The organism is Paenibacillus amylolyticus (assembly GCF_001570725.1).
Lineage (GTDB): Bacteria > Bacillota > Bacilli > Paenibacillales > Paenibacillaceae > Paenibacillus > Paenibacillus amylolyticus_A.
This window is the reverse complement of record NZ_BCNV01000001.1, coordinates 3,340,220-3,362,730: the sequence shown is the minus strand read 5'-3', so window position 1 is coordinate 3,362,730 and position 22,511 is coordinate 3,340,220. Positions and strand designations below refer to the sequence as shown.

General features: G+C 45.0%; 32 protein-coding genes and 1 tRNA gene. 27 read left to right on the top strand and 6 right to left on the bottom strand.

Annotated features, from left to right (window positions below):
• Positions 1-241: 241 nt before the first annotated feature.
• The 4 genes from ung to PAHA3_RS31090 all read left to right on the top strand — a co-directional run bounded on the left by ung (position 242) and on the right by PAHA3_RS31090 (position 2,415).
• The gene (gene ung, locus PAHA3_RS14920) at positions 242-910 is read left to right on the top strand and encodes a uracil-DNA glycosylase (RefSeq protein WP_062835414.1); all 669 of its coding nucleotides are present in this window, start codon (positions 242-244) and stop codon (positions 908-910) included.
• A 19-nt stretch (positions 911-929) separates the two neighbouring features.
• Positions 930-1,349 (top strand): hypothetical protein, encoded by a 420-nt coding sequence (locus PAHA3_RS14915; RefSeq protein ID WP_017687369.1) that lies wholly within the window; start codon positions 930-932, stop codon positions 1,347-1,349.
• Between the two features lie 232 nt (positions 1,350-1,581).
• On the top strand, positions 1,582-2,166 hold the full coding sequence (locus PAHA3_RS14910) for a TIGR00730 family Rossman fold protein (RefSeq protein ID WP_062835413.1): 585 nt from the start codon (positions 1,582-1,584) through the stop codon (positions 2,164-2,166).
• 120 nt (positions 2,167-2,286) lie between these two features.
• Positions 2,287-2,415, top strand: coding sequence for a hypothetical protein (locus PAHA3_RS31090; RefSeq protein WP_255319930.1), 129 nt, complete (start codon positions 2,287-2,289; stop codon positions 2,413-2,415).
• A 222-nt stretch (positions 2,416-2,637) separates the two neighbouring features.
• Here PAHA3_RS31090 and PAHA3_RS14905 read toward each other — a convergent pair whose 3' ends face one another.
• Positions 2,638-2,904: a hypothetical protein gene (locus tag PAHA3_RS14905; protein ID WP_062835412.1), complete on the bottom strand. Its 267-nt coding sequence runs from the start codon at positions 2,902-2,904 to the stop codon at positions 2,638-2,640.
• Positions 2,905-3,139: 235 nt separating this feature from the next.
• Here PAHA3_RS14905 and PAHA3_RS14900 point away from each other — a divergent pair, with 235 nt between their 5' ends.
• The 9 genes from PAHA3_RS14900 to PAHA3_RS14865 all read left to right on the top strand — a co-directional run bounded on the left by PAHA3_RS14900 (position 3,140) and on the right by PAHA3_RS14865 (position 10,107).
• Complete coding sequence (locus PAHA3_RS14900) at positions 3,140-3,877, top strand: glycerophosphodiester phosphodiesterase (RefSeq protein ID WP_062835411.1); 738 nt, start codon at positions 3,140-3,142, stop codon at positions 3,875-3,877.
• A 274-nt stretch (positions 3,878-4,151) separates the two neighbouring features.
• Positions 4,152-5,207 carry a FecCD family ABC transporter permease gene (locus PAHA3_RS14895; protein WP_062835410.1) on the top strand — a complete coding sequence of 352 codons (1,056 nt, stop codon included), beginning with the start codon at positions 4,152-4,154 and terminating at the stop codon, positions 5,205-5,207.
• A gap of 2 nt (positions 5,208-5,209) precedes the next feature.
• The gene (locus PAHA3_RS14890) at positions 5,210-6,241 is read left to right on the top strand and encodes a FecCD family ABC transporter permease (RefSeq protein ID WP_062835409.1); all 1,032 of its coding nucleotides are present in this window, start codon (positions 5,210-5,212) and stop codon (positions 6,239-6,241) included.
• A gap of 44 nt (positions 6,242-6,285) precedes the next feature.
• Positions 6,286-8,001 (top strand): ABC transporter ATP-binding protein, encoded by a 1,716-nt coding sequence (locus PAHA3_RS14885; RefSeq protein WP_062835408.1) that lies wholly within the window; start codon positions 6,286-6,288, stop codon positions 7,999-8,001.
• Positions 8,002-8,240: 239 nt separating this feature from the next.
• Positions 8,241-8,570, top strand: a complete 330-nt coding sequence (locus PAHA3_RS14880; protein WP_062835407.1) for a hypothetical protein — start codon at positions 8,241-8,243, stop codon at positions 8,568-8,570.
• A gap of 125 nt (positions 8,571-8,695) precedes the next feature.
• Entirely contained in the window at positions 8,696-8,860 is a 165-nt protein-coding gene (locus tag PAHA3_RS30480; protein ID WP_167350892.1) for a hypothetical protein, read from the top strand.
• 80 nt (positions 8,861-8,940) lie between these two features.
• Positions 8,941-9,090 carry a hypothetical protein gene (locus PAHA3_RS30475; protein WP_167350891.1) on the top strand — a complete coding sequence of 50 codons (150 nt, stop codon included), beginning with the start codon at positions 8,941-8,943 and terminating at the stop codon, positions 9,088-9,090.
• Between the two features lie 50 nt (positions 9,091-9,140).
• Positions 9,141-9,536, top strand: coding sequence for a DUF5071 domain-containing protein (locus PAHA3_RS14870; RefSeq protein WP_062835405.1), 396 nt, complete (start codon positions 9,141-9,143; stop codon positions 9,534-9,536).
• Positions 9,537-9,672: 136 nt separating this feature from the next.
• Positions 9,673-10,107 carry an Imm8 family immunity protein gene (locus PAHA3_RS14865; protein WP_062835404.1) on the top strand — a complete coding sequence of 145 codons (435 nt, stop codon included), beginning with the start codon at positions 9,673-9,675 and terminating at the stop codon, positions 10,105-10,107.
• 135 nt (positions 10,108-10,242) lie between these two features.
• On the opposite strand, the gene PAHA3_RS14860 is transcribed toward PAHA3_RS14865, so the two are convergent.
• Complete coding sequence (locus PAHA3_RS14860) at positions 10,243-11,145, bottom strand: manganese catalase family protein (protein ID WP_062835403.1); 903 nt, start codon at positions 11,143-11,145, stop codon at positions 10,243-10,245.
• Positions 11,146-11,404: 259 nt separating this feature from the next.
• Here PAHA3_RS14860 and PAHA3_RS14855 point away from each other — a divergent pair, with 259 nt between their 5' ends.
• The 4 genes from PAHA3_RS14855 (at position 11,405) to PAHA3_RS14840 (ending at position 12,773) form a co-directional block, all read left to right on the top strand.
• Positions 11,405-11,713: a hypothetical protein gene (locus tag PAHA3_RS14855; protein WP_062835402.1), complete on the top strand. Its 309-nt coding sequence runs from the start codon at positions 11,405-11,407 to the stop codon at positions 11,711-11,713.
• Positions 11,714-11,769: 56 nt separating this feature from the next.
• On the top strand, positions 11,770-12,090 hold the full coding sequence (locus tag PAHA3_RS14850; RefSeq protein WP_062835401.1) for a DUF3889 domain-containing protein: 321 nt from the start codon (positions 11,770-11,772) through the stop codon (positions 12,088-12,090).
• A gap of 196 nt (positions 12,091-12,286) precedes the next feature.
• Positions 12,287-12,508 carry a hypothetical protein gene (locus PAHA3_RS14845; protein WP_017687387.1) on the top strand — a complete coding sequence of 74 codons (222 nt, stop codon included), beginning with the start codon at positions 12,287-12,289 and terminating at the stop codon, positions 12,506-12,508.
• On the top strand, positions 12,492-12,773 hold the full coding sequence (locus tag PAHA3_RS14840; RefSeq protein WP_186333752.1) for a hypothetical protein: 282 nt from the start codon (positions 12,492-12,494) through the stop codon (positions 12,771-12,773). Before PAHA3_RS14845 ends, PAHA3_RS14840 begins: the two co-directional genes overlap by 17 nt.
• 75 nt (positions 12,774-12,848) lie before the next feature.
• Here the strand turns inward: PAHA3_RS14840 and PAHA3_RS14835 are convergent, their stop codons facing one another.
• Positions 12,849-13,085 (bottom strand): DUF3892 domain-containing protein, encoded by a 237-nt coding sequence (locus PAHA3_RS14835; protein WP_017687389.1) that lies wholly within the window; start codon positions 13,083-13,085, stop codon positions 12,849-12,851.
• A 113-nt stretch (positions 13,086-13,198) separates the two neighbouring features.
• Positions 13,199-13,642: a GNAT family N-acetyltransferase gene (locus PAHA3_RS14830; RefSeq protein WP_062836121.1), complete on the bottom strand. Its 444-nt coding sequence runs from the start codon at positions 13,640-13,642 to the stop codon at positions 13,199-13,201.
• A 640-nt stretch (positions 13,643-14,282) separates the two neighbouring features.
• Here PAHA3_RS14830 and PAHA3_RS14825 point away from each other — a divergent pair.
• A tRNA-Val gene (locus PAHA3_RS14825) sits at positions 14,283-14,355 on the top strand.
• Positions 14,356-14,501: 146 nt separating this feature from the next.
• On the opposite strand, the gene PAHA3_RS30470 is transcribed toward PAHA3_RS14825, so the two are convergent.
• Positions 14,502-14,714, bottom strand: coding sequence for a hypothetical protein (locus PAHA3_RS30470; protein ID WP_167350890.1), 213 nt, complete (start codon positions 14,712-14,714; stop codon positions 14,502-14,504).
• Between the two features lie 134 nt (positions 14,715-14,848).
• On the opposite strand from PAHA3_RS30470, the gene PAHA3_RS14820 reads away from it, so the two are divergent.
• Both PAHA3_RS14820 and PAHA3_RS14815 read left to right on the top strand, forming a co-directional pair.
• Positions 14,849-16,105, top strand: a complete 1,257-nt coding sequence (locus tag PAHA3_RS14820; protein ID WP_062835400.1) for a hypothetical protein — start codon at positions 14,849-14,851, stop codon at positions 16,103-16,105.
• 2 nt (positions 16,106-16,107) lie between these two features.
• Positions 16,108-16,794: a hypothetical protein gene (locus PAHA3_RS14815; protein ID WP_062835399.1), complete on the top strand. Its 687-nt coding sequence runs from the start codon at positions 16,108-16,110 to the stop codon at positions 16,792-16,794.
• A gap of 125 nt (positions 16,795-16,919) precedes the next feature.
• Here PAHA3_RS14815 and PAHA3_RS14810 read toward each other — a convergent pair whose 3' ends face one another.
• A complete protein-coding gene (locus PAHA3_RS14810) occupies positions 16,920-18,134 on the bottom strand; it encodes a chromate transporter (protein WP_062835398.1) in 1,215 nt (404 codons plus the stop codon).
• A 255-nt stretch (positions 18,135-18,389) separates the two neighbouring features.
• Here PAHA3_RS14810 and PAHA3_RS14805 point away from each other — a divergent pair, with 255 nt between their 5' ends.
• The 7 genes from PAHA3_RS14805 (at position 18,390) to PAHA3_RS14780 (ending at position 22,496) form a co-directional block, all read left to right on the top strand.
• Positions 18,390-18,809, top strand: coding sequence for an organic hydroperoxide resistance protein (locus tag PAHA3_RS14805; protein WP_017687397.1), 420 nt, complete (start codon positions 18,390-18,392; stop codon positions 18,807-18,809).
• Between the two features lie 170 nt (positions 18,810-18,979).
• Positions 18,980-19,546 (top strand): YdhK family protein, encoded by a 567-nt coding sequence (locus tag PAHA3_RS14800; protein WP_062835397.1) that lies wholly within the window; start codon positions 18,980-18,982, stop codon positions 19,544-19,546.
• A 110-nt stretch (positions 19,547-19,656) separates the two neighbouring features.
• Positions 19,657-19,836: a hypothetical protein gene (locus tag PAHA3_RS14795; protein WP_036614724.1), complete on the top strand. Its 180-nt coding sequence runs from the start codon at positions 19,657-19,659 to the stop codon at positions 19,834-19,836.
• Between the two features lie 243 nt (positions 19,837-20,079).
• Positions 20,080-20,706: a TetR/AcrR family transcriptional regulator gene (locus tag PAHA3_RS14790; protein WP_062836120.1), complete on the top strand. Its 627-nt coding sequence runs from the start codon at positions 20,080-20,082 to the stop codon at positions 20,704-20,706.
• Positions 20,699-21,439, top strand: a complete 741-nt coding sequence (locus PAHA3_RS14785) for an SDR family oxidoreductase (protein WP_062835396.1) — start codon at positions 20,699-20,701, stop codon at positions 21,437-21,439. The genes PAHA3_RS14790 and PAHA3_RS14785 overlap by 8 nt, the downstream gene beginning before the upstream one ends.
• 102 nt (positions 21,440-21,541) lie before the next feature.
• A complete protein-coding gene (locus tag PAHA3_RS29865) occupies positions 21,542-21,742 on the top strand; it encodes a hypothetical protein (RefSeq protein ID WP_074095792.1) in 201 nt (66 codons plus the stop codon).
• Positions 21,743-21,941: 199 nt separating this feature from the next.
• Positions 21,942-22,496 carry a hypothetical protein gene (locus PAHA3_RS14780; protein WP_062835395.1) on the top strand — a complete coding sequence of 185 codons (555 nt, stop codon included), beginning with the start codon at positions 21,942-21,944 and terminating at the stop codon, positions 22,494-22,496.
• Positions 22,497-22,511: the final 15 nt, after the last annotated feature.

Below are 22,511 nucleotides of genomic sequence, written 5' to 3'. Positions count from 1 at the left end.
ATTTATCAAGTCATCACGCAATAGCGTGGTGGCTTTTTCGGATGAGTATACGGAATGTAGCAAGAACACGGTTTATTTCGAGGTGAACTTATACCCTGATGTACAATTCTGGCCTGCCGTCCCCGGTTATGTTAAAATGGTGGATAGTCTATGAGTCGCATGACATGCGGCTCTCAGAATGAAGAGCCCTGTAGTGGGGCTACACGAATTTGCATTCATCAGGGGAAAGGAGTCTATACATATGTTTGGAAACGACTGGGACAAGGTGCTTCAGGAAGAAACGGAAGCCGAATATTTCAACAAGATTCGATACACCCTCGCTGCCGAGTATAAAACGCAAACGGTCTTTCCGCCCAAAGAAGACCTGTTCTCCGCACTCAAGCTGACTCCGTATCATCAGGTTAAGGCCGTTATTATTGGTCAAGACCCTTATCACGGAGCGGGTCAGGCTCACGGATTAAGCTTTTCGGTTAGACCGGGGGTGCGCGTACCTCCTTCTCTGAAAAATATATACAAGGAGCTTCAGGCCGATCTGGACCTGTCGATTCCGAATCATGGATCTTTGGTCCATTGGGCACAGCAGGGAGTCCTGCTATTAAATGCTGTCCTGACGGTCCGTGAAGGTCAGCCGAACTCGCATCAGGCACTGGGCTGGCAGACGTTTACGGATGCAGTCATTCGTGCGCTGAATGAACGTTCAGAGCCGATGGTATATATGCTGTGGGGCAGTCATGCCCAGAAGAAAGGTGCATTTATTAATCGGGACAAGCATCTGGTACTGGAGTCTACACATCCCAGTCCGTTAGCTGCACATCGTGGATTCCTCGGCAGTCGTCCCTTTTCCAAAGCCAATGACTTCTTGACCTCCAAAGGTATTGAACCGATCGATTGGAAGATACCTGAAAACTAGACAGATGGAGGTGAGAGCATTGCGACATTGGATAGGACGAAAAGTAGCGGTATATCGTGCAACAGGCATACGGGAGCCATTAAAGGGAACGCTGGTCGAGTGGGACGAAGAAGCGGAATGTGTACGGATCGGACCGAAACGAATTAAGGTATCGTTTGACAATATCGCAATGATCAGACCTCTTCCCGAAGAGAGTCTTCCCTTAAAGAAAGCACGTTCTGAAGTACACAAGGTTGGATATGTGATGAAAAAGGCGATTCAGTTTGAAAATGCCATCTATTTCAAGTCACAGGTTATGATCTGGCGCCGGGCCAAAATTGTAGCGTTATCCACGACGATTCTGCGTCATGATGAAGATCAGGTCGAACTTGCAGATGGCCGGGTTCTGCGTAAAGACAAGCATATGTTTGTCGTGCGTTCACGCCGTGGGATACGTTAGTACCACGAAGATTTAATATTCATTTCATGCAAAGATCATACGGATTTAATGTTCGGTCAGTATATTAGATAGTAACAACCCCTTCTAAATTGATGTGTACTGAAATGGGAGCCCGGCCGGCTGCAAACGGTCGGGTATTTTTTTGTCCATTGGTTCTGTTAACCTGTTGTACATACCCATAACATTCATGTTGTATACTATTAAAATAGATCATGAGAAGGAGTGAAACCCAATGAAACGTATAGCTGTTTTTGCAGGCTCGAACCCGGGAAATCACCCCGAATATACAGAGAAGGCTGTTCAACTGGGCAAACAGATTGCCGATCGCGGATATGCACTGGTTTATGGTGGTTCTTGCATGGGCTTAATGGGCGCCGTTGCCGATGCGGCTCTGAAGCAAGGTGGAGAAGTGATCGGTGTTATGCCTACCGGATTGTTCCGGGGTGAGGTTGTTCATGGAGGGCTTACACAGCTGATTGAAGTGGGAACGATGCATGAACGGAAGGCTACAATGGCGGAATTATCCGATGGATTCATTGCACTTCCCGGAGGCATGGGTACATTTGAAGAACTATTCGAGGTGTTGTGCTGGGCACAGATCGGCATTCATCGCAAGCCTGTCGGCTTATTGAATGTCAACGGATATTATGGCCCGCTAATGAAGATGGTAGAGCATAGTGTACAGGAAGGGTTCTCTAACACGTCGCATCTCAGTCTGTGGAGTCTGGAATCTGATCCGGCTGAACTGCTAGGCCAGATGTCATCCTATGTTCCGGCAGAGTTGACCCAGAAGTGGTCACAGCTGAACGGACAATGATTTTACAAGAATAGAGGCCTGTAACCAATCGCTCTTGAGGAGAATTTTCGATCTGCCCAAGCAAGTTTCGCTATCGGACATAGTCTATAGTGTACTTCGATGAAGAGGGGAGTGTCATTGATGAGCGAACTCAAAGGTACAGGTTACGGATATTGCGGAGGCTTCGGTGGTGGAGCATGGACATCAACAGGTGCAATTCTGGTATTGTTCATTCTATTGGTTATCATCTCTCGTACATTTATTCTGTAATTCGGTCCACATTCCGAGATGAGGGATCGTGCTGCAGAGGCAGCCGCCCGAATACAAAATGACCTTTCCAAAGAGACGCCGGTACATGCCGGCGTTTCAGGGGAACGGTTTTTTGACGTTTTCAGAACACATGAGTAGCGATTGAAAAAGCAAAAACCTGCCCCTGAATAAGGTCAGAAGCAGGAGAGAGCCTCCTGAGCCAATAGCTGCGTATCAAGCAGCTTACACCACAACAGCAGTTTGATCCGGATTACTTAACGATTTCCAGGCGATATATAGCCCGATGGCGGCAGCAATTAAGGAAAGTATAGCTGCAACAATAGCCAGCTGATCCAGTGTGTTGGGTGAACTGGAGTTAAAGGAACGCTGATTAGCCGTCTTGCCGGATTTGTTTTTGATATGGACAGATGATCTGGAAAGCCTGGAAGCCGACTGTAACTGGGATGTGCGAGGGCGCGTAGGTGTCGATTTTTTCTTTGAGGGATTCAATAGTCAACCTCCTTATAACGGAGTGCAGTGCTTCCATCGTTCGTTCATACTATATTATGTCGATTTTCAGATTGAGTTCGCAAAAATGAGTGAATCCCCAGCCCGTTGGATGTTCAACTATAACGCATGTATTGGCAAAGAAAACAACCAATTAAACGTTCTGTTAATACAGGTCTAACAAACGGTGTTTATAGTGAAGATCATAGAGTTAACGTTGAACGCAGGAGGCGCTGGAATGAGGAACTTTGAAATTATTGCCCATCGCGGTGCATCTGCCGTATGCCCGGAGAATACAATGAGTGCTTTTGAACGTTGTCTGGAGCTTGGAGCGACAGGCATTGAAACTGATGTGCAGATGACGAGTGATGGCCGATTGGTCCTGATTCATGATGAAACGTTAAGCCGGACTGCGGCTGCAGAGGGCTGGGTTAAGGATATAACGTACGATCAATTGCGCACATATGATGCGGGGTCCTGGTTTCATGCCGATTTTGCCGAGGAACGTATTCCTTCTCTGGAGGACTTATTCAGGCTCGTACAGGGGAAAGGAACCTTGCTTAATCTGGAGTTGAAAAATGGTATTGTGAGTTACAAGGGAATGGAAGAGAAGATTGTACAGGCGATCCGAGACTGGAAGCTGGAACAACAGGTCGTTCTGTCCAGTTTCAATCATGCTTCCCTGGTAAGATGCAAGCGTCTTGCCCCGGAGATTCGTACAGCGCTTCTATATATGGAAAAGCTGTATCGTCCCTATGACTATGCCGTCAAACTTGAAGCTTCAGGCCTTCATCCCTACAAGCTGGCAGTTACGAACGAAGACGTTGCGGCAGCCCTGGCACATGGCGTTGTTACCTACCCATTTACAGTGAATGATCCTGCCGAGATGCAGGCCATGATTGACACGGGTGTGCAAGGAATTATTACCGATGTTCCTGATGTCCTGGCATCATTAATTAATGTACCTGCCCGTTAATTGAGTTTGTATTTTACAGGTGTTCTACATATACAATGACAAGGCTGTGTTCGAGCTTTTTGGCTCCTGCACAGCCTTTTTGCGTGCAAAATTGTGTGCAAATCTTCATATATGCAATAAACATGTCCCATTTGTCCATTGCCAGAGACCGTGGATTCACTTACAATGGTCTATGGGAATGAGAATCAATATCATTAAAGTTCGGTATTTATAGAGAGGTGATTGTTATGTACATAAGTTCGAACAGCTCCACTCATAACGAGGGTGGGCGCGTATGAGTTCAAAAGCTTCACCAGCAAATCATAATCCGGAATCACCCACAGCGAAGATACACACTCGTCCGTGGGCAGCCACACTTATTCTTACAGGGGGAATTTTACTACTCGCTCTGGGTATGGCATTGTCCATTTCTTTTGGCGCTGCTGATATTAAGCTTGGTGTCGTCTGGAAGGCCATCTTCGATTTCAATCCTGAGCTAACTCCGCATCAGATCATATGGGAGATTCGGTTGCCGCGTATTCTTGGCGGGGCGATGGTCGGTGCATGCTTCGCTGTAGCTGGTGCGATCATGCAAGGCATGACCCGTAACCCGCTGGCCGATTCGGGTCTGCTTGGGCTGAATGCGGGCGCTGGATTTGCGCTTGCGATCTGTTTTGCCTTTTTCCCGGGCTTGCCGTTTATGTACATCATTATGTATTCATTCATTGGAGCAGGGCTTGGTGTTCTGTTGGTGTATGGTTTTGGTGCAGCTTCCAAATCGGGTCTTACACCTCTACGACTTGTGCTTGCGGGTGCGGCTGTATCTGCGATGTTGTCAGCACTCAGTGAAGGAATTGCATTGTATTTCAGAATTGGACAAGATCTGGCTTTCTGGACAGCCGGAGGTGTAGCCGGAACGAAGTGGTCTCAGCTGGAGGTCATGTTCCCATGGGTACTCGCTGCGCTGATTGCAGGTCTTCTCATCTCCCGTTCCATTACGCTGCTTAGTCTTGGAGAAGATATTGCCGTTGGCTTAGGCCAACGTACGGGGCTGATCAAGCTCGTGGGTCTGATTGTTGTACTGATCCTCGCGGGTACGGCTGTGTCCGTTGTGGGTGCGGTTGGTTTTGTTGGACTCATTATTCCCCATCTTACGCGAAAAATAGTTGGGGTGGATTATCGTTGGATTATTCCATGCTCCGCTGTAATGGGCAGTCTGTTGCTTGTATTTGCGGATCTGGCTGCACGTATGATCAACCCGCCGTACGAGACGCCAATTGGCGCATTGGTTGCCCTCATCGGGGTACCGTTCTTCCTGTATCTGGCGCGTAAAGAAAGGAGGACTCTGTAACGATGGAATCCTCAACACTAGTTGGAGCAGAGCGCAAAAAGAGAGCCAAGAGCACGATTGTCCTCATTGTGCTTGGCCTATTAATTATTACGGCTTTTGTGGTGAGCATGAACACAGGTTTTACCAAGCTTTCGCCGCTTGAGGTGATGCGTACCTTGTTTGGCGGAGGTACGGCGAAACAGGAATTGATCCTGTTTGAATTCCGTCTGCCACGTATCGTTATTTCGGTGCTAGTCGGGGCCGGACTTGCGTTATCTGGTTGTATTTTGCAGGGGGTTTCTCGCAATGCGCTGGCAGATCCGGGTATCCTCGGGATTAATGCAGGCGCTGGATTGGTTGTTATGTTATTCGTTTCCTTTTTCCCGACAACGACAGCAGCACCGGTATTTCTTTTGCCAATTCTGGCCTTGATCGGTTCCGGTTTTGCCGCATTTCTGATCTACATTCTCTCTTACAAAAAAGGAGAGGGCATCCTGCCTACGCGTATGTTGCTTACGGGGATCGGGGTAGCGGCGGGAATCAGTTCTGCCATGATCGTGCTGACGTTGCGGCTTAGTCCGGAAAAGTATCAATTTGTAGCTACCTGGATGGCAGGCAGCATCTGGGGTTCGAACTGGAAATTTGTTACGGCATTACTGCCGTTTCTTATCATTCTTGTACCGCTTGTTCTGTATAAGGCACGTGTACTGAACGTACTGAATCTGGGTGACCAGACTGCGAGTGGACTCGGGGCTCCGGTTGAGCGTGAGCGGCTGATTTTGCTTGCGGCTGCGGTTGGGCTTGCCGGCTCATGTGTATCTGTGAGTGGGGGGATCGGTTTTGTCGGTCTGATCGGACCGCATCTGGCACGTCGTCTGGTGGGTCCAAAACATCAGTTTCTGTTACCCGCATCTGCATTGATCGGTTCATTGCTCGTGCTGGTTGCAGATACGCTGGGCCGTGTCATCCTACAGCCTTCGGAGATACCTGCGGGTATCCTGGTTGCCATTATTGGTGCGCCATACTTCCTGTACCTCTTAAGCAAGACGAAATAGAACGTAATCATCATTGTGTGGTTGCATAAGGAGGACATTAGTCCATGCTTCGCCGTTTCTTTGCCTATTACAGGCCTTACAAAAAGCTCTTTATTCTTGACTTCAGCTGTGCGATTCTGGTTGCGCTGCTGGAGCTGGCTTTTCCACTGGCGGTCAACCGGGTAGTCGATGATCTGCTGCCAGGCGGCCGCTGGGACTGGATTCTGTGGGCGTGTCTGGCATTGCTGGGCATCTACTTATTGAATTCATTCCTGAACTTCGTGGTTACCTATTGGGGACACAAGCTCGGCATTAACATTGAGACGGATATGCGTAAAAGTCTGTTCAATCATGTGCAGAAGCTATCATTCCGTTTCTTCGATAATACAAAAACAGGACACCTCGTGTCCCGTATGACTAACGATCTGATGGATATCGGCGAGATTGCCCATCACGGTCCAGAGGATGTATTTATCGCGGTGATGACACTGATTGGTGCATTCAGCATCATGATGAGCATTAACGGGAATCTGGCGGTGTTAACCTTTATCATCGTGCCGTTGATTATTTATCTGTCGCTCTACTTTGGTAGCAAAATGTCCAAGGCATTCAGCCGAATGTTCGGAGATATTGCGGACTTCAATGCTCGCGTAGAGAACAATATTACAGGTATTCGTGTTGTTCAGGCTTTTGCTAATGAAGAGCATGAAAAAGCACAATTCGCTGTGAACAACGGTCGTTTCCGTCAAACGAAGCTGATCGCATACAAAATTATGGCCTGGAACTCCTCTGTCAGTTATATGCTGATGAAGCTTGTATCCCTCTTTGTCCTGGTATGCGGAACGTGGTTTGTCATTAACGGCAGTATGACCTACGGTCAGTTCATTGCATTTATTATGCTGTCCAATGTGTTTCTGACACCGATTCAGAAGATCAATTCGGTTATTGAGACGTATCCCAAAGGGATTGCAGGCTTCAAACGTTATACGGAGCTTCTCGATATGGAACCGGATGTGGAAGATCGTCCAGGTGCCGTTACGGTATCACACCTGCGTGGAGATATTCGTTATGAGAAAGTCACCTTTGGTTATTCGGATCAGGAACCTGTCCTTAAAGGTATCGATCTCAACGTACAAGCCGGTGAAACTGTAGCTCTTGTCGGTCCATCGGGGGCTGGTAAAACCACATTGTGCAGTCTGTTGCCACGGTTCTATGATGTGCTGGAAGGTCGCATCACGATCGATGGACAGGAGATACAGGATATGACGCTCGATTCCTTGCGTAGTCATATCGGAATTGTACAACAGGACGTCTTCCTCTTCGATGGAACCATTCGGGAGAATATTGCCTACGGCAAGTTGGATGCGTCCGAAGAAGAAATCTGGATGGCCGCCAGACGTGCCCAGATGGAACCTTTGATCCAATCGATGCCGGAAGGATTAGATACGTTAATTGGTGAACGCGGCGTGAAGCTGTCCGGTGGACAGAAACAGCGTTTGTCCATTGCCCGTATGTTCCTGAAAAACCCACCAATTCTGATCCTGGATGAAGCCACATCCGCGCTGGATACAGAAACGGAAGCGGCGATTCAGCAATCCCTTGCTGAGCTGTCCGAGGGCCGGACCACACTGGTTATTGCTCACCGATTGGCTACGATCAAAAATGCAGACCGCATTATTGTCGTTGCTGAACAGGGCATTACGGAGCAGGGACGTCATGAAGAATTACTCGCAGCAGGTGGGGTATACAGCCGCCTTCACTATGCGCAATTTGGCGCGTAACCTATTCTATCCTATGTAGATGTAACAATGTAAATATGGGAAGTAACGCTATCGTTCTTGACTTGGAAGGGGTCAGGACGGTGGCGTTATTTTCTTTTTCATGATTATGGTTTGAGTCAAGGGTGCTAAGCTGTTGTCTGCCTGTGATCATGGGCATAGAATCGGGTAATGATAGTTAAGTCTTCAACTTCAATGAGTTAATATGTTCATCATTATATATGACGTAGGAGGCGAACGAGATGCAACTGAGCGATATGCAAAAAATTCTTATGACCTGTTTATTATTTATTCTGATTTTGTGGTTTCTGATTCAAGGAATTCGCAAGCATACCAGTAATGGCGCGGGTTCCAGTTTCCGACATTGGGGTCGATGGTTCATTGGACTTTTCATTGTTGGCGCCGTGCCACTCGGTTTTGCGTTGTATACGGAGATCTTTGATAAGCGCCTGGATGCCAACATCGGCTTGGGGCTTGCCATGTTTTTTGTGTGGGCCTATTGTGTGATCTTGTTGTGTACAGCGTTGGTGGTATGGGGCAGGTATCTGTATAAGAGAAACATCAAGAAGTGAAGTATTCTGATTACTATAGACGAGCCATGTGAGAGATGAGGATGAGTTGAAGGCTGTGTTTGCAACAATAACTGGGTAGTGGACGTTAGCATTAGAAAGGGAATATAGTTAAGGAGGACGGACATATGCCCAATCTTCGTACAGCCTTCATATATATCACTTTCAATCTTGCAATCTTGCAAAATGGTTCTCCAATGCGCCTGATTCGCAGATCGGCTCCTATGTTGAAATCTGGACGGATGGAGGCCCGGAAAATCAGCTCTATCCCGGGCAGGCCAGAGCAGAAATGATGGCGGTATCTTGTCCAATACTCCAGATGGTGCTCATTTAAGTGAGGCGGATGCAATTCGGGGCGGATTGTACACACCAGATGGAGAAAAGGTACGTATTCCTGTCATTGAAGATGTACAATTTTCAGGATGCAGGAACGTGGACGATTCGTATGAGAGATACGATGTCAACGACGAAGAATCAAGATGAGATTGAGATCAGAGTAAAGGATGTAGAGCCTGTCGAGTAATGGTGGGGAGTTTATGATTTTGCACATTGAGATGAGGAAGGAATTTTAAAATGGATATTAGAGAGTGCCTTCCCCGCGATAAGTTTGATTATAAAGCGGTGCGTAAGTTAAGTAAGTTCAGTGATGTCGAATTAAAAGTTATCATCCCAGAGCTGCTGGAGTGGTTGCAAGACGGGAATTGGCCTATCTCAAAGCCGGTAGAGGATCTACTATTGAGACTGGGCGAAGACTTAATTCCTCATATTAAAGATGTATTGCAAACCCAAGATCCACAGTGGGAATATTTCATTTTGGTCGGATTAATTGATCGATTACCTATATCTCATCTAAGTATGCTACAGACGGATTTGGTAAGGATACTGGAGTCTCCTACACATGATGAAATACTAGAGGAGTTGGATGAGGTTATCGTGGAGCTTTTAGAAAAGATGAAGGGAGACCAATGAGATATAGGTGGAGATGGAAGTTTGGATACATAGAAACTGGTAATTAGCGTTCTAAGAAAATGGAATATGCTATGCAGCACTTTAACAAGAAAAATAGAGATTAATGGAAGCACTAGATACCTAAGAGGTGTAAAACGTGATTAAGCCGATCTTAAAAGATCTTATTATTACTGGAAATCCGAATATTCATGGCAAGTTACAATTCACGGAGACTGAAGATATCGGAGACGATTTTTACTTGTCCGGTACAGCCTGTATTGGAACGGAAGATTCTGAAGGTGAGGATAATTTTGATTTTACAATCATAACTCCGAAAGCATTAGAAAGAGAACTGAAAAACGAGATTAACGTAGTCTTGGGTATGAGGCATTTTATTGTTAATAAGTTAGATTTTGAATTGATTACGGAAACCATTAAGCAAATTCTGACGCAGCATCAGGGGGAGACTTGGGAAGAAATAGCCAAAGACCTGGCTCCTTATTTTAGTTGGGAATATACGAATTCTATACGTTTGAATAGTGAAGAAGAGCTCTGGGAGATGATTAAGAAACATTCGGATAACGATATTTAATTGAATATAAGATTAATGGTGAGTTTTCAGATGATTGTTTCGGTATATTGTAGCAAAGTGAAATATTCAAATCCTGTTACAACTGTAATAAGCCCAAACCTTTGAAGGTTGGGCTTATTTTGTTACTTAGCTGAATTAATCCGCAATATTCCCTGCCATCTTCAGACGGCGAGCAATTTCCTTGAATTCTTCCTGAGAGATGCCTGGTGCGAACTCTTCCTCCACGGCAGGAGATTCCGGAATCGGGAATCCTTCAGGTATCCCTTGGATGACTTCCAGGGGTTGTCCATCTTCGGGGTGAGTTCCTTTCCAGATCTGACCGATCGTGTTGAAGTCTTTATCACTATAGGTATACAGCTTGGTGTGTACCCCTTTTTCTTCATATTTACGAGCCTCATTGAAGGCTTTGTTGTTCAGTGAAGGGATAGGAACCAGCTTGGTTACATTTACGCCAGTTGCAATCTCGAGTGCTTTTGCATATGCCACGACATGCACGCCGCCACGCACCAACAGGTAACCGACAACTTCCCGGGCTGCGGGGTGATCGGTCATTTCGTATACTTTCATTTTATGGGTACGCGCTCCGCATTCAAGGAAAAAGTTGTGGAGCAGATCCTCGACCAGGTTACCACTATTAAAGACGTGTGCTCCTGTCCACGGATTACCCATGGAGTCGAAAGGCATCGCTCCCTGCGCACCTGCCAGAAAATGATACGACAGACGAGCATCCTTCACGGAGCCAAGTGGTGTATCGTCGGGTTCTTTGTACTCGGTTGATCCTCTGAGGCATTTGTTAATACCATGAGATACGAGCTCAACATGACCCAATTCTTCGGCCGTAATACTCATGACCAGGTCGTAGAAGGGCTTCAGCTTTTCTTTGGAACGAAAATTAAACGATTGATAGAGGTAGTTGTTCAACGTTGACATTTCTCCGAATTTGCCACCGAGCAATTCTTGTATGGCTGCCGCAGCATTCGGATCTGGCTTCTCGACATTGGGAATCTCAATCAGGATTTCATCCAAGCGTTTGAACATTCGGGTGTAACCTCCTCAAAGTGGTATTGCAGATCGTGTAGGTTTCAGATCGTGAAGTCACTCTGTCATGGCCTATTACACGACAATTGGGTTTTTTAAACAAAAAATCAACCAAATGGGACTTAAGCGTCGCATAACGCATGCCACATATCTTCCTTTTTGTTATTTCCAATACGGTGAATTTTATGTATAATCAAACATTCGAACGAATCTTCACGTTACAAGAGAAAAGAGTCATGAATCCATAAAGGAGTAAGAGATGAATAAGCGTTGGATACAAATAGTTGGGATTGTAATGTTTCTAATGATTCTGATGTACATAAGCAGCGAGCCTGCCACAGCATATGACGTTACGAACGAGGTTCAGGTGGATGAAACAACGAGGCAGTTACTTGAGAAGAAGTACGGGTTGGAACGTCCTGAGGAGCCGAAGACACAAGAACACTTTTTCTCGGGTGACTGGGGAATGAGCTTCCGGACGGAGCCTACTGATTCGTTTGACCGGCTTGTTCATGTGGTTCCTTTCTCCCTACGGCCACTGGCCTGGATCTTTCATTTATTCGTGTAAAATAAAACCCGGACGGGCAATATAACAGAAACATATTGTCCCAAGGAGTGAGTGAAATGAGAATGCTCATCGTTACCGTCATGACGGTAGTCCTGAGTTTAGCTGGAATTACATCAGGCACAGGTGCTGCAATCCCTGATTATGCGAAATGGGGAATTATTGCGGTCAAAGAAACACAAACCAAATACAATGTGGATATTTTGGACTACAAGCATATCGGTCGTACCTCTCTAACAGCGGATCAATCACGGGAACAGTTCAAGTTATGGGTTCGTGCAAAAGACGGCAAGCAATTCGCAGTCTATGTAAATGTTGATTTTAATCCGTCAACACAGCAATTGAAAAAAGTACAATTTTCGGAATCGGATCGACACTGATCCGCTATAGAATGTAGTGATTACAACACAAGGTTTTCATATTAGCTACATTATGGATTGAACCAGACTCCCTTGATCGTTAAGGTGAAAGTCTGGTTTTTTTATTTTACAAAACCCTTTTTTTACTATTGAATAAAGAACTTATGTTCGCATATAATAAGAAATACAAACAAACGTTCTTATCGGAGGGATGATTATGCTAGGGAAATATATTGGCCAGATGGTGGAGCTTGTCTACATGGATCGTGCAGGGCAGATTACGCAGCGACAGATTCGAATTAACAGTGTACGTGGCGGGATGATTAGGGCATCTGCAGGAAAAGAAGGCTCACCCCGAACATTTCTGGAGCAAGGTATTCTGGCATGGCGTCCTGTTACGGATCTGAACGGGGAGGTAAAGTATGCTGAACGACTTTGAACGCAAGATTTTGCGAATTATGGTGAACTATGCAGGGCAACGGCGTCGGCTGCCGCGTATGGATGAACTGGAGAACAAGACGGGACGAAGCAAAGCATTCATTCATGAGTCATTGCTGGAGCTTGAACGCACTGGGCATATCGCGTGGGATAACCGGTCTACTCTCGAAGGGATACAGATTTTGCAGGCATGGGAACAGGTACAACAGCCGATTCGCAAAAGCCAGCCTTCCGGGGACTCCGTAAAATATTTTACGGACTACTAGTCATAATAAGAAAACGCCAACCCGGGTAACCGGATCGGCGCTTACTGTGTCACACGTACGACGTGTGCATCTATTTTAGAAATGGGGAAGTTGGTCTAGGTTATTGGTTGGGTCGCCGTCGGCATCGCCGCGAATGTACATTTCTCCATCCTTGCCTTTAAATACATTCACGCCGGCAATAGCCCCAGCTTTTACTTCTGCAAGTGCCTGTTGGTAATCCAGTACACGTCCTGCTGAAGTCTGAAATGCTGTCAGGTCACCGTCGCCATTTTTCTGTACGGCTGTGAAACTCTCGCGTGTTGTTTGATCCATGATGTCACACTCTCCTTATATGACGAGATAGGAATCTGCTTACCTGATTAGCCTATCCGAATTCCTCGGAAGTATGCACCATATGCTGATAAAGACCTGCCAACGCCGAGGGTTTACAAGCTCTTTCTCATACGAACATGCAGAATATCTGCATCATAAAAAGGTTCTTCCGAAATCACTTCATAACCCAGTTTTTCATAAAATTTCTGAGCCTGACATTGTGCATCCAGTACAGAATAGGTTAAGCCAAGTTCACGTGCCCGCTCTTCCATGGCCAACAGAAGCACTCGTCCATAACCAAATGAACGATGAGACTCAAGCACCGCGATCCGCTGCATTTTGGCTGTATCCTTGCTGTAATAGATCAGACGTCCCGTGGCAACAGCCTGCCCATCCGTACTTAACAATACATGATGTACATCAGGACTGATGACATCATATTGATCAATTTCAATCTCGGCAGGCACCTGTTGCTCGATCACAAAAACGTGATGGCGAATCCCCAAGGCTTGCTCCAGTTGTTCTTCCGTCGTTACATAACTAATCTCAGCTGCCAATTCCATTCCTTCTTTCTGCTCTTGCGCGACATATCAGACTGAATTATACAAAAAAATGCTTTTCCTGTATAGTTAAGTCTGGAACATATTGGGAGAGGAGGAACTAGCGATGGGCATGGCAGGCATCATGGTAATTACATTGCTAATGTCGGCGGGAATGATTGCTCTGTTGTATTACGTGACCAAGAAAGCATACTCACGGAAGTGGGATGAAGATGAGTAATTCACCTGTTAACCTTCACGGTAGGACTTCACTGCTCCCTCGTGGAGAATATACATCTTGAATCACAGATTTGGAGTACACGTCTAGCCAGACAGGCAGAGAATCACCATTTTCATTGGGCTGGTGTAATTGTTGAAATTGTACTGTATGTTCATCCCGCTCCAAGCCGCAACCAGTAACGGTTGTAATGAGAATCACAAGCCCAGCAAAGAGAAAGAAGCATTTGGTAAATGTATGTTTATTGGACTTTGACCGTTTTGTTGAGTTTCTCATAGGGAATTCACCTCGTTGTATAAATGGGAATCTTTCCTTTATTGTGCACCATTTCGGGTGAATTATAACCAAATAAATGATTGACAATGAACACGGTTACTTGATATGATACTGTTACTTGATTGGGAAACAATTATATATCATGATCTGTTAGCTCAGCTGGGAGAGCACTATCTTGACAGGGTAGGGGTCAGTGGTTCGAGCCCACTACAGATCATACACGAGAAGCCTTACGATGTAAGGCTTCTTTTCTTTTTTTATGAACTGTGAAGAAGGCGTAAAATAAGTTTTGGGGACAGATGGGGGACGAAATGAAAAATTCCTCATTACCTCAGCGCCACAGACAATTCACCTTACTCTTACTTAGATAAATGATTTAGTTTTGGTCACTAAAAACGGTAAGGCTTTTTCTATATATTGTTCTGCCGGAGGAGACCCATGATTTAAACAATCCAAGGACGCTGCGTAAATTCCTGCACTTAATATAACTGCACCGATCTTTAAAGCTTTTGAATCAAGATTAGCGTGTTGTTTTAGTAATAGAGAATAGAAAAAGTTTTCCAAATTTCTATTCATTTTTTGTTCGGCGATTGTTCTAAATGATTCATAGCTCACTTTGGAATATTAGGCTGCAAGATGGGCATGATGCTTTAACAGAAAGGCAACTTCATGAATATACTTATCGGGAGAAAACAATAGGAGGGATTAATATGAAGGATCAACATTATCCGGGCGTACCCATGAAAAGGAGATTTGCTGATCACCATGGCAAGGGAAGTAAAGAAATCAACAAAATGAAAGCGTATTCATATAATAATGACATTCGCCCTATCATTCGTATTACTCAGGAGCCGGCTGCGAATGTGGGTAATGTTGTTGATTTTTCAATCCTATTAAAGGACACTTCGGATAGTTTATATTCGTCACCGGTAAAAGGTAATATCCTGCTCACGAAGGAGTTGAGTTCCATGTCCATGGCTGAAAATATTGCTCAGGCAGCACTCGATGCAGCGATGAAGGCGAACAGGGCCATTGCGCCATACGATTATTGCGATGCAGAATCCAGACGGATGTACACACCTCAATTTGATAAAAAAATGGACAATCCCATATATACCGCTGCAATGGCGGGTCTTCAATCGATCTATTGGTTTCGGGCGATCAAGGTAAAGGGGCTTATCCCTGATGCAAAAGCAGATTATTATGCCACGTATTCTACCAATCATAATAACATCGGAGGAATTGGACTAGCCTACTCGAACAATCCGACAGGACCATGGACGAAACATGGACAGGTATATCTGGATACCGTGGTTGGGAATTCGACAGAAACGCCATTTGTAATCTGGAACGATGTTGAACAATTATTTTTTATGTACTATCAACAAAACGGACTGGGGATCAATCAATCGACGGCACTTGCAACCTCTGTAGACATGATTAACTGGACAAGAGTGGGTTTGATTCTGGACAAACCTCCTGGTTTCCCAGGTGATGGTCATACCGGATACTTCTCGTGCTTTAGAAATGGTGGCAAATGGATCGGTTTCTCGGTGATGGGCGGCGGTGACTTCGGCCGTAAATGTATCTGGCATTCTCATGATGGGCGCAGCTGGCTAGCTGATCCTAGACCATTAATGGGTGGTAATGATGCCACTTTAAACGCGGGTGAAAACATTTCGAGACCCAATGCTGGTGTATTTATGTACAAAGGGAGCATGTGGTGGCTCGGCATGTTATCGGTTTATGCTTCCGGTGGGGTTACGACCGTAGCTCGGCCTGCTATTGCCAAGATCAGCGCAGACTTTCGTCAACTGCTGGACAAACCTTCAGATATACATTTTCCGGCATTGAATTGGGAAACGACAAACATGCAATCCATGATGGTGTCCGTTATGGACGGAGTAGTGTACGTGTATTACAATACCGATCATAATATCGGTGTAGCCTATTCGGTGGGGGTGTAGAGATGGTTATACGTGATGCAGCGGGTCAGATCGTGCCATTTGGAAAAGTTCACAAACAGCTTGTGGCCGATTTTCTTCATGGAACGTTACCGGATTGGCTTGAGGTGGTGGGTACACCTACGTTTGAGCCTTTGCCCGATAGAGGGACCATTACAGTTACAACACCGGCAACGGCAGGAGCCTCAGCCGAGTTGAAAATGAAGCATCTGATTGACAGCTCGAAAGTAACAGCCATTGCAGTCACTTTGGAAGCGTTACAATTGAACGGGAACATTGGTATTTCAGTTCAGCTTGGCATTAAATCGAAAGATAGTAAAGCCGGAATCACGTTTTTTCAGAACGTCAATCAGAAGTATGGTATGGTTCGTGCCTATAAAGCAGATGGAACGTATACCGATTTCAAGCAAAACATGGTGTTCTTCACCACACATGGCGTAGCAGGAGATGAGGCACAGAACCGTAAGAACCTGACTGTGCTGCTCTGCACCGGATTACAGTTCTCAGCTGGGTTCGAGAGACCGTCCGTATGGCTTGGTGCGGATGACCAGTATGGCGGTGTTGCTGCTGATCTCAGTGGTGGGATATTCCAACATGGAAACTTGCAATGTCTGTTGAAACTGACTACAAGCCCCGCAGAGGCCAAGTATTTCAAATGTGCACAGATGAAAGTGGATATCTGGAGTAACTGATTGGAATGCTGAAGAGTATAAATCAATTAACTGCATGGATTGGTAAAAAGACATACTTTGAAGGAATGAGGTACCTAAGCACGGACACTTTGAAAAAGAAGTGCAGTGTTCGGGTACCTTTTTATTTAGGGAAGATTCATGATTGTACCGCCTGCTGCACCAGCAACGACAACGATCCACGGTGGTACTTTCCAGAAAACGAGCATTAGAAACAATATGCATACGAGTGCAAAATCAACAGGAGTCAGGATTGCAGTTGTCCAGAGCGGATCGTATAACGACGCCAACAAAATACCTACAACGGCTGCATTAATGCCGATTAATGTTCCTTGAATTTTCGAGCTTTTACATAAAGAATTCCAGAAGGGCAATGCGCCTACGATCAGAAGGAATGCTGGCAAAAAGATAGCGATCGTTGCAACGAAAGCACCTGGGACCCCGCGCATCATCGCACCTAAATAACTGGCAAAGGTGAACAATGGTCCAGGTACAGCTTGTGCTGCTCCATATCCCGCCAAAAAGTCGGACTTGTTCATCAGACCTGCAGGGACGAATTCACGTTCCAGTAACGGAAGTACAACATGCCCTCCACCAAATACAAGTGAACCTGAACGGTAGAAGCTATCAAAGAATAACAGCCATCCCGAACGATCAAATGGTGCGAGTACAGGGAGAAGAATCAGGATTCCAAAGAACGTAGCCAAACAGAATATTGCCAAGTTACGACTCACAGGAATAGACAAGTCTACTGTCTGAATGCCTGTCATTTTTCTAAAATGGATCATGCCTACCATGCCTGCAATAACAATAAAAAGGATTGGAGTGAACGCAGTCTGCCACACAAGGGTCGCCGCTGCAGTAAATATAGCGATGGTTGCCCTGTAACGGTCAGGAGTTAGTTTTTGCCCCATGCCCAATATCGCTTGAGCAACAATAGCTACTGCAACAATCTTAAGGCCGTGAATCCAGCCAGTACGGCTGATATCAAATCCTTGTAGAAGGAAAGCGAACAAAACTAACGCAATGACAGAAGGAAGTGTAAAACCAAGCCAAGCTATCAGTCCCCCTAGAAAACCGCCCCGGATGATGCCAATTCCAATCCCGACTTGACTGCTGGCAGGACCGGGCAAAAATTGACATAGCGCAACTAAATCTGCATAGCTTCGTTCATCCATCCATTTTCTACGACGAACATATTCTTCATGAAAGTAACCGAGATGAGCGATCGGTCCTCCAAATGAAGTCAGGCCGAGTCTGGTGGATACAGCCAACACCTCAGAAAGTGCCCTGACTTTATTAGGTTTGGGCTTGTCCGGGGTTAGGAATGAATTATTCTCCAAACGTGTTATTCCTCCTTAACGGTTCGACTTAGATTATCTGATGGATGAAAGTTAAAGAAAAATACATTTCCTCTACCGATAACTACATTATAATTCTCCTCATCGCTATTCATTTAAACGCAGCATTAAACTATATTATTTTTATATTAACTATTTACATACACAATTTAATTGTGTACAATGTAATTGTTAGCGATAAAAAAGAGATCGAAATGTAGTCAAAATAAATCTAAAAAACTAAAGGAGTTTTCAAACATGAAAACATTATATGAAACAACAGTCATCAATACAGGCGGACGTCAAGGAATCGTACAATCGCCAGATAACGTGTTTATGTTGGATGTTGCTGCACCACCTGAACTCGGAGGACAAGTGACGACAGCTACCAATCCGGAGCAGTTGTTTGCAGCGGGATATAGTGCTTGTTTTAACTCCGCACTGGAGTTTCAATTGAAGAAACACAAAGTTGAAATTGAAAGAAGTACCGTAGCTGCTACTGTAATGTTGGTGACGGACTCTGAGGACAATGGCGTGAAGCTTCAAGTCGATTTGGAAGTTAAGATTCTCGGTCTGGATGAGGAAACAGCACAGAAATTTGTGAAACTTGCCCATGACTACTGCCCATATTCCAAAGGAATCAAAGGGAACGTGAATGTTAACGTGGAACTGGCGTAATCATTGAAACTAATTGTTGTTATAAGAAGCCTCCGAGAAATCGGAGGTTTTTTGTATTGTTTTGCTCTGCTGTAAGAAGTGCTTTGCCCGTAAAAAGCAATCATAATGATTGTTATATACCCATAGGGGGTATAATGAAGGGTATAACTGGAATTAAAGGAGTGCAAAACATGAAAAAATATTTACTGACCCTATCGACTATATTGATTACAAGCAGTTTGATTTTGAGTGGATGTGGCAAGGAGACTCGGCAAACTATTGAAAGTAACGATGACAGTCATACAGGTGCCGCAGGTGAGATGCACCATTCTGAATCGGGAGAGCTACCGGAAGGACTGCGGGAAAAAAACAACTCCACCTTCCCAGTAGGAAGTCAGGCGCTGATGAGTGCCGACCACATGTCAGGCATGAAGGGTGCGAAAGCAAAGATTGTTGGAGCCTATGAAACTACGGTATATGCAGTTACGTATACGCCAACAACAGGCGGAGATCCCGTGCAAAATCATAAATGGGTTATCCATGAGGAAATACAGGACCATAAGGAACAACCGTATGCGGCAGGTTCTGAGGTAGTGTTGAGCGCTGATCACATGAAAGGGATGAAGGGTGCGAAGGCCATTATTGATTCTGCTGAAGAGACAACGGTATATATGGTTGATTATCCCCCGACAACAGGGGGAGATTTGGTTAAGAATCACAAATGGGTCACAGAAGAAGAACTGACGGCTATCCAATAGAACCATTTGTATGAAACAGCCCTTTTTATGCAGAAAAATCAAATTCTTACTCCATTATGGGTTATAATGGTATTAGGATTATATAAAGTTGCTGAAAGGGGCATGTACTTATGATGGATTTTAGCAAACCACCCCATGGCTCTGAGACCGATACACACCGTCAGCGTCATCAAGAGAATGAACAGAAATACCTGTCCGGAGGGAAGGGCATTTGGTACGAAATCAGTAACTGGCTCATTCTGGGAGGCATCCTTCTTGTCATCTTCTTATTATTTAAATACGTTTTCTAAGTGCACCAAGCTTGACTATGTCAAAGTACTGTAAATTGTAAAGCTTGTTGATATATATGATAAGGAAGCAAAAGAGCCAAGTTTTAATAGGCTCTTTTTTTGTTATGACGTTATTGAAAGTTAAAAATAATAATAGATAAATAATAACAAATGACAAAAATCAATAATTGTCATTTGTTATCGAGTATGTTAATCTAATCTCATTGGAGGTGGCAAGTGGATGGTGTTAACCATCTCGTTCATATGGTAAAAGACAAAACTTCTGAATTTCTCACCAAAGAGCAGATTATATCAGCTACTCAGGAAACGATAAGACGCTTCGGTGCTGCCAAAACATCCGTCACCGATGTCGCCAAATTACTCGGAGTCAGTCATGGAACGATATACAGACATTATGCCAGCAAGAAGGAATTGCTTGAAGGTGTCACTGAACAATGGCTTAAAGATGAAATAATCACACCTTTAACTTCGGTAACTGAGGATGAGAACAACGCAAGGGAAGGTATATATCATCTGAAAGTATATATAGAAACATTAATACATCTTAAACGTCATTATGCTGAGTCAGATCCCGAATTATTTGAGATGTATGCGCGGGTTACGCAGGAATCAGCTGATCTGATCCGCAAACATGTGGAACATCTTATACTCCATTTGAGCGAAATTATTCGACAGAATCACCAGTTTAAGTTCAGTGATCCTAAGGTAACAGCAACGGCTATTCTTCATGCAACGGCTCGTTTCCATCACCCGGCACATGCCTATGAATGGCGCAGCGATGCGATAGATGATGAATTTGCACAAGTATGGTTATTAGTCGAACACGGTTTATCTAATATGAATGAAGAAGGTGGGAGATCGAATGAATAAACTAACAGGTAAGGTTGCTGTGGTCACAGGATCGTCGCGAGGTATTGGGCGTGCCATTGCGGAGCAACTCGCGGAGCTCGGAGCCGATGTGGTGATTAATTATGCAAGTCGTCCGGACAAAGCAGAAGAGGTAGCAGACATTGTTCGGCAAAAAGGAGTTCGTGCCATTACCGTGCAAGCGGATTTGGCGAGGAAGGAAGATGTGGAACGTCTGTTTTCCGAAACGATCAGCGAGCTTGGCAAAGTGGATATTTTAATCAATAATGCAGGCATCATGAAGACAACTCCTCTAGCGGAAGTGACAGAGGAAGAGTTTGATCAGCAGTTTGCCATTAATGTCAAAGGCACGTTCTTTGCTTGCCAACAAGCGCTTAAACATATGGAAGATGCAGGACGTATCGTGAACTTTTCTACCTCGGTAACAGGACAGATGTTTCCTGGGTACAGTGTGTATGCAGGGACCAAGGGGGCGGTAGAGCAGATCACCCGTCAACTCGCCAAGGAGTTTGGTTCCAAACAGATTACGATTAATGCAGTCGCACCAGGTCCGGTCAACACGGAGTTGTTCTCGGTTGGCAAGACGGAGCAACAGCTGGAAGGAATCCGTAAAATGAATGCATTCGGTCGTCTGGGTGAGCCGGAAGACATCGCGAGTGTCATTTCATTTCTGGTAGGCCCGGAGTCTCAATGGGTTACGGGTCAGACGATCCGAGTGAATGGTGGCTTTATTTAACATAACTGAAATCAGTTCGATTATTCCATTTGACACACAACCGGGCGAATCCCCATATGATGCATTACATCAGTAAGCACTTGGGGAAATGGGGAATCCGGGATGGCAAAGGCAAAAGGAAAGAAAGCTCCCGCGTTAAAGAGTGACAAAATTCGTGTATCCATGAAGTTGGTGACTTCGGATGTATGCGAGAGATGCAAGACACCATGTACACGAGGAATGGATTACGCTGCACGTATGAGAATTGAAGGGGCACTAGGCAAGGGTGTTCCCTGTATTTTGACCCGCCATACTTCTTCGTAACTCTTCGTATAATCCCGTATATATAACAATAATAGGACAGAGGCATCCTTTAATGAGGATCGCCTCTTTTTGAGTACTCCAAGGGGTGGAAAAAAATCTGGATAAAAAATGAAAAATGATGAAAAACAGCGCAACTTTGTGGATGAATCTGCAGTATAAATGTACAACAGCTAGCAGCAGGGGAGGGAATATTGACGGGATGAAATGGAAACGAATATTGCTTTGTGTCACGGTATTCTCCTTGCTCGGCGGGTCTTTATTGTTTGCAGATTCGGTGAACGAGAAGATTCGAGTTCTCATTAACGGCAAGGAAGCAGCTGATGGAGGTTATCTCATTGATGGAACGACCTATGTACCTGTAAGGGAAACCGGAGGCGTCGTCAAATGGGATAGCAGCAACAAGAGAGTAACGGTGATCAAACCGAATGTACATATTTTTCTCTTCAAGGGAGACACTGTATTTGGCAACGTTAACGTAGGTAAGTTGAAATTTAATGTATTTTCACAAGTGGACAGTCTGACAGCTGATGTAGCTGCTGTGAAAGTTACGATCACTAATCCGAGCGGTCAGGTGAAAGATATCCAGTCCCAGGAGCTTACGACCCAGAAGGATAACTTCTGGTTCCGCACATATGATTTTACGTACGATTTCAGTCGTGCTGGCAAGTACCAGGTAGGCTTTCATATTAAAGAAAATGCAAACAGTAGCTACGTCCTGGTAGCGGAGAAAATCATTACAGCGCTGAACGATTGAAGCGAAAGTAACGCT

Coding starts and splice junctions, on each gene's coding strand:
- ung (WP_062835414.1), top strand. CDS start 242: ATGTTTGGAAACGACTGGGACAAGGTGCTTCAGGAAGAAACGGAAGCC.
- PAHA3_RS14910 (WP_062835413.1), top strand. CDS start 1,582: ATGAAACGTATAGCTGTTTTTGCAGGCTCGAACCCGGGAAATCACCCC.
- PAHA3_RS31090 (WP_255319930.1), top strand. CDS start 2,287: ATGAGCGAACTCAAAGGTACAGGTTACGGATATTGCGGAGGCTTCGGT.
- PAHA3_RS14900 (WP_062835411.1), top strand. CDS start 3,140: ATGAGGAACTTTGAAATTATTGCCCATCGCGGTGCATCTGCCGTATGC.
- PAHA3_RS14895 (WP_062835410.1), top strand. CDS start 4,152: ATGAGTTCAAAAGCTTCACCAGCAAATCATAATCCGGAATCACCCACA.
- PAHA3_RS14890 (WP_062835409.1), top strand. CDS start 5,210: ATGGAATCCTCAACACTAGTTGGAGCAGAGCGCAAAAAGAGAGCCAAG.
- PAHA3_RS14885 (WP_062835408.1), top strand. CDS start 6,286: ATGCTTCGCCGTTTCTTTGCCTATTACAGGCCTTACAAAAAGCTCTTT.
- PAHA3_RS14880 (WP_062835407.1), top strand. CDS start 8,241: ATGCAACTGAGCGATATGCAAAAAATTCTTATGACCTGTTTATTATTT.
- PAHA3_RS30480 (WP_167350892.1), top strand. CDS start 8,696: ATGCCCAATCTTCGTACAGCCTTCATATATATCACTTTCAATCTTGCA.
- PAHA3_RS30475 (WP_167350891.1), top strand. CDS start 8,941: ATGGAGAAAAGGTACGTATTCCTGTCATTGAAGATGTACAATTTTCAG.
- PAHA3_RS14870 (WP_062835405.1), top strand. CDS start 9,141: ATGGATATTAGAGAGTGCCTTCCCCGCGATAAGTTTGATTATAAAGCG.
- PAHA3_RS14860 (WP_062835403.1), bottom strand. CDS start 11,145: ATGTTCAAACGCTTGGATGAAATCCTGATTGAGATTCCCAATGTCGAG.
- PAHA3_RS14855 (WP_062835402.1), top strand. CDS start 11,405: ATGAATAAGCGTTGGATACAAATAGTTGGGATTGTAATGTTTCTAATG.
- PAHA3_RS14850 (WP_062835401.1), top strand. CDS start 11,770: ATGAGAATGCTCATCGTTACCGTCATGACGGTAGTCCTGAGTTTAGCT.
- PAHA3_RS14845 (WP_017687387.1), top strand. CDS start 12,287: ATGCTAGGGAAATATATTGGCCAGATGGTGGAGCTTGTCTACATGGAT.
- PAHA3_RS14840 (WP_186333752.1), top strand. CDS start 12,492: ATGCTGAACGACTTTGAACGCAAGATTTTGCGAATTATGGTGAACTAT.
- PAHA3_RS14835 (WP_017687389.1), bottom strand. CDS start 13,085: ATGGATCAAACAACACGCGAGAGTTTCACAGCCGTACAGAAAAATGGC.
- PAHA3_RS30470 (WP_167350890.1), bottom strand. CDS start 14,714: ATGAATAGAAATTTGGAAAACTTTTTCTATTCTCTATTACTAAAACAA.
- PAHA3_RS14820 (WP_062835400.1), top strand. CDS start 14,849: ATGAAGGATCAACATTATCCGGGCGTACCCATGAAAAGGAGATTTGCT.
- PAHA3_RS14815 (WP_062835399.1), top strand. CDS start 16,108: ATGGTTATACGTGATGCAGCGGGTCAGATCGTGCCATTTGGAAAAGTT.
- PAHA3_RS14805 (WP_017687397.1), top strand. CDS start 18,390: ATGAAAACATTATATGAAACAACAGTCATCAATACAGGCGGACGTCAA.
- PAHA3_RS14800 (WP_062835397.1), top strand. CDS start 18,980: ATGAAAAAATATTTACTGACCCTATCGACTATATTGATTACAAGCAGT.
- PAHA3_RS14795 (WP_036614724.1), top strand. CDS start 19,657: ATGATGGATTTTAGCAAACCACCCCATGGCTCTGAGACCGATACACAC.
- PAHA3_RS14790 (WP_062836120.1), top strand. CDS start 20,080: ATGGTAAAAGACAAAACTTCTGAATTTCTCACCAAAGAGCAGATTATA.
- PAHA3_RS14785 (WP_062835396.1), top strand. CDS start 20,699: ATGAATAAACTAACAGGTAAGGTTGCTGTGGTCACAGGATCGTCGCGA.
- PAHA3_RS29865 (WP_074095792.1), top strand. CDS start 21,542: ATGGCAAAGGCAAAAGGAAAGAAAGCTCCCGCGTTAAAGAGTGACAAA.
- PAHA3_RS14780 (WP_062835395.1), top strand. CDS start 21,942: ATGAAATGGAAACGAATATTGCTTTGTGTCACGGTATTCTCCTTGCTC.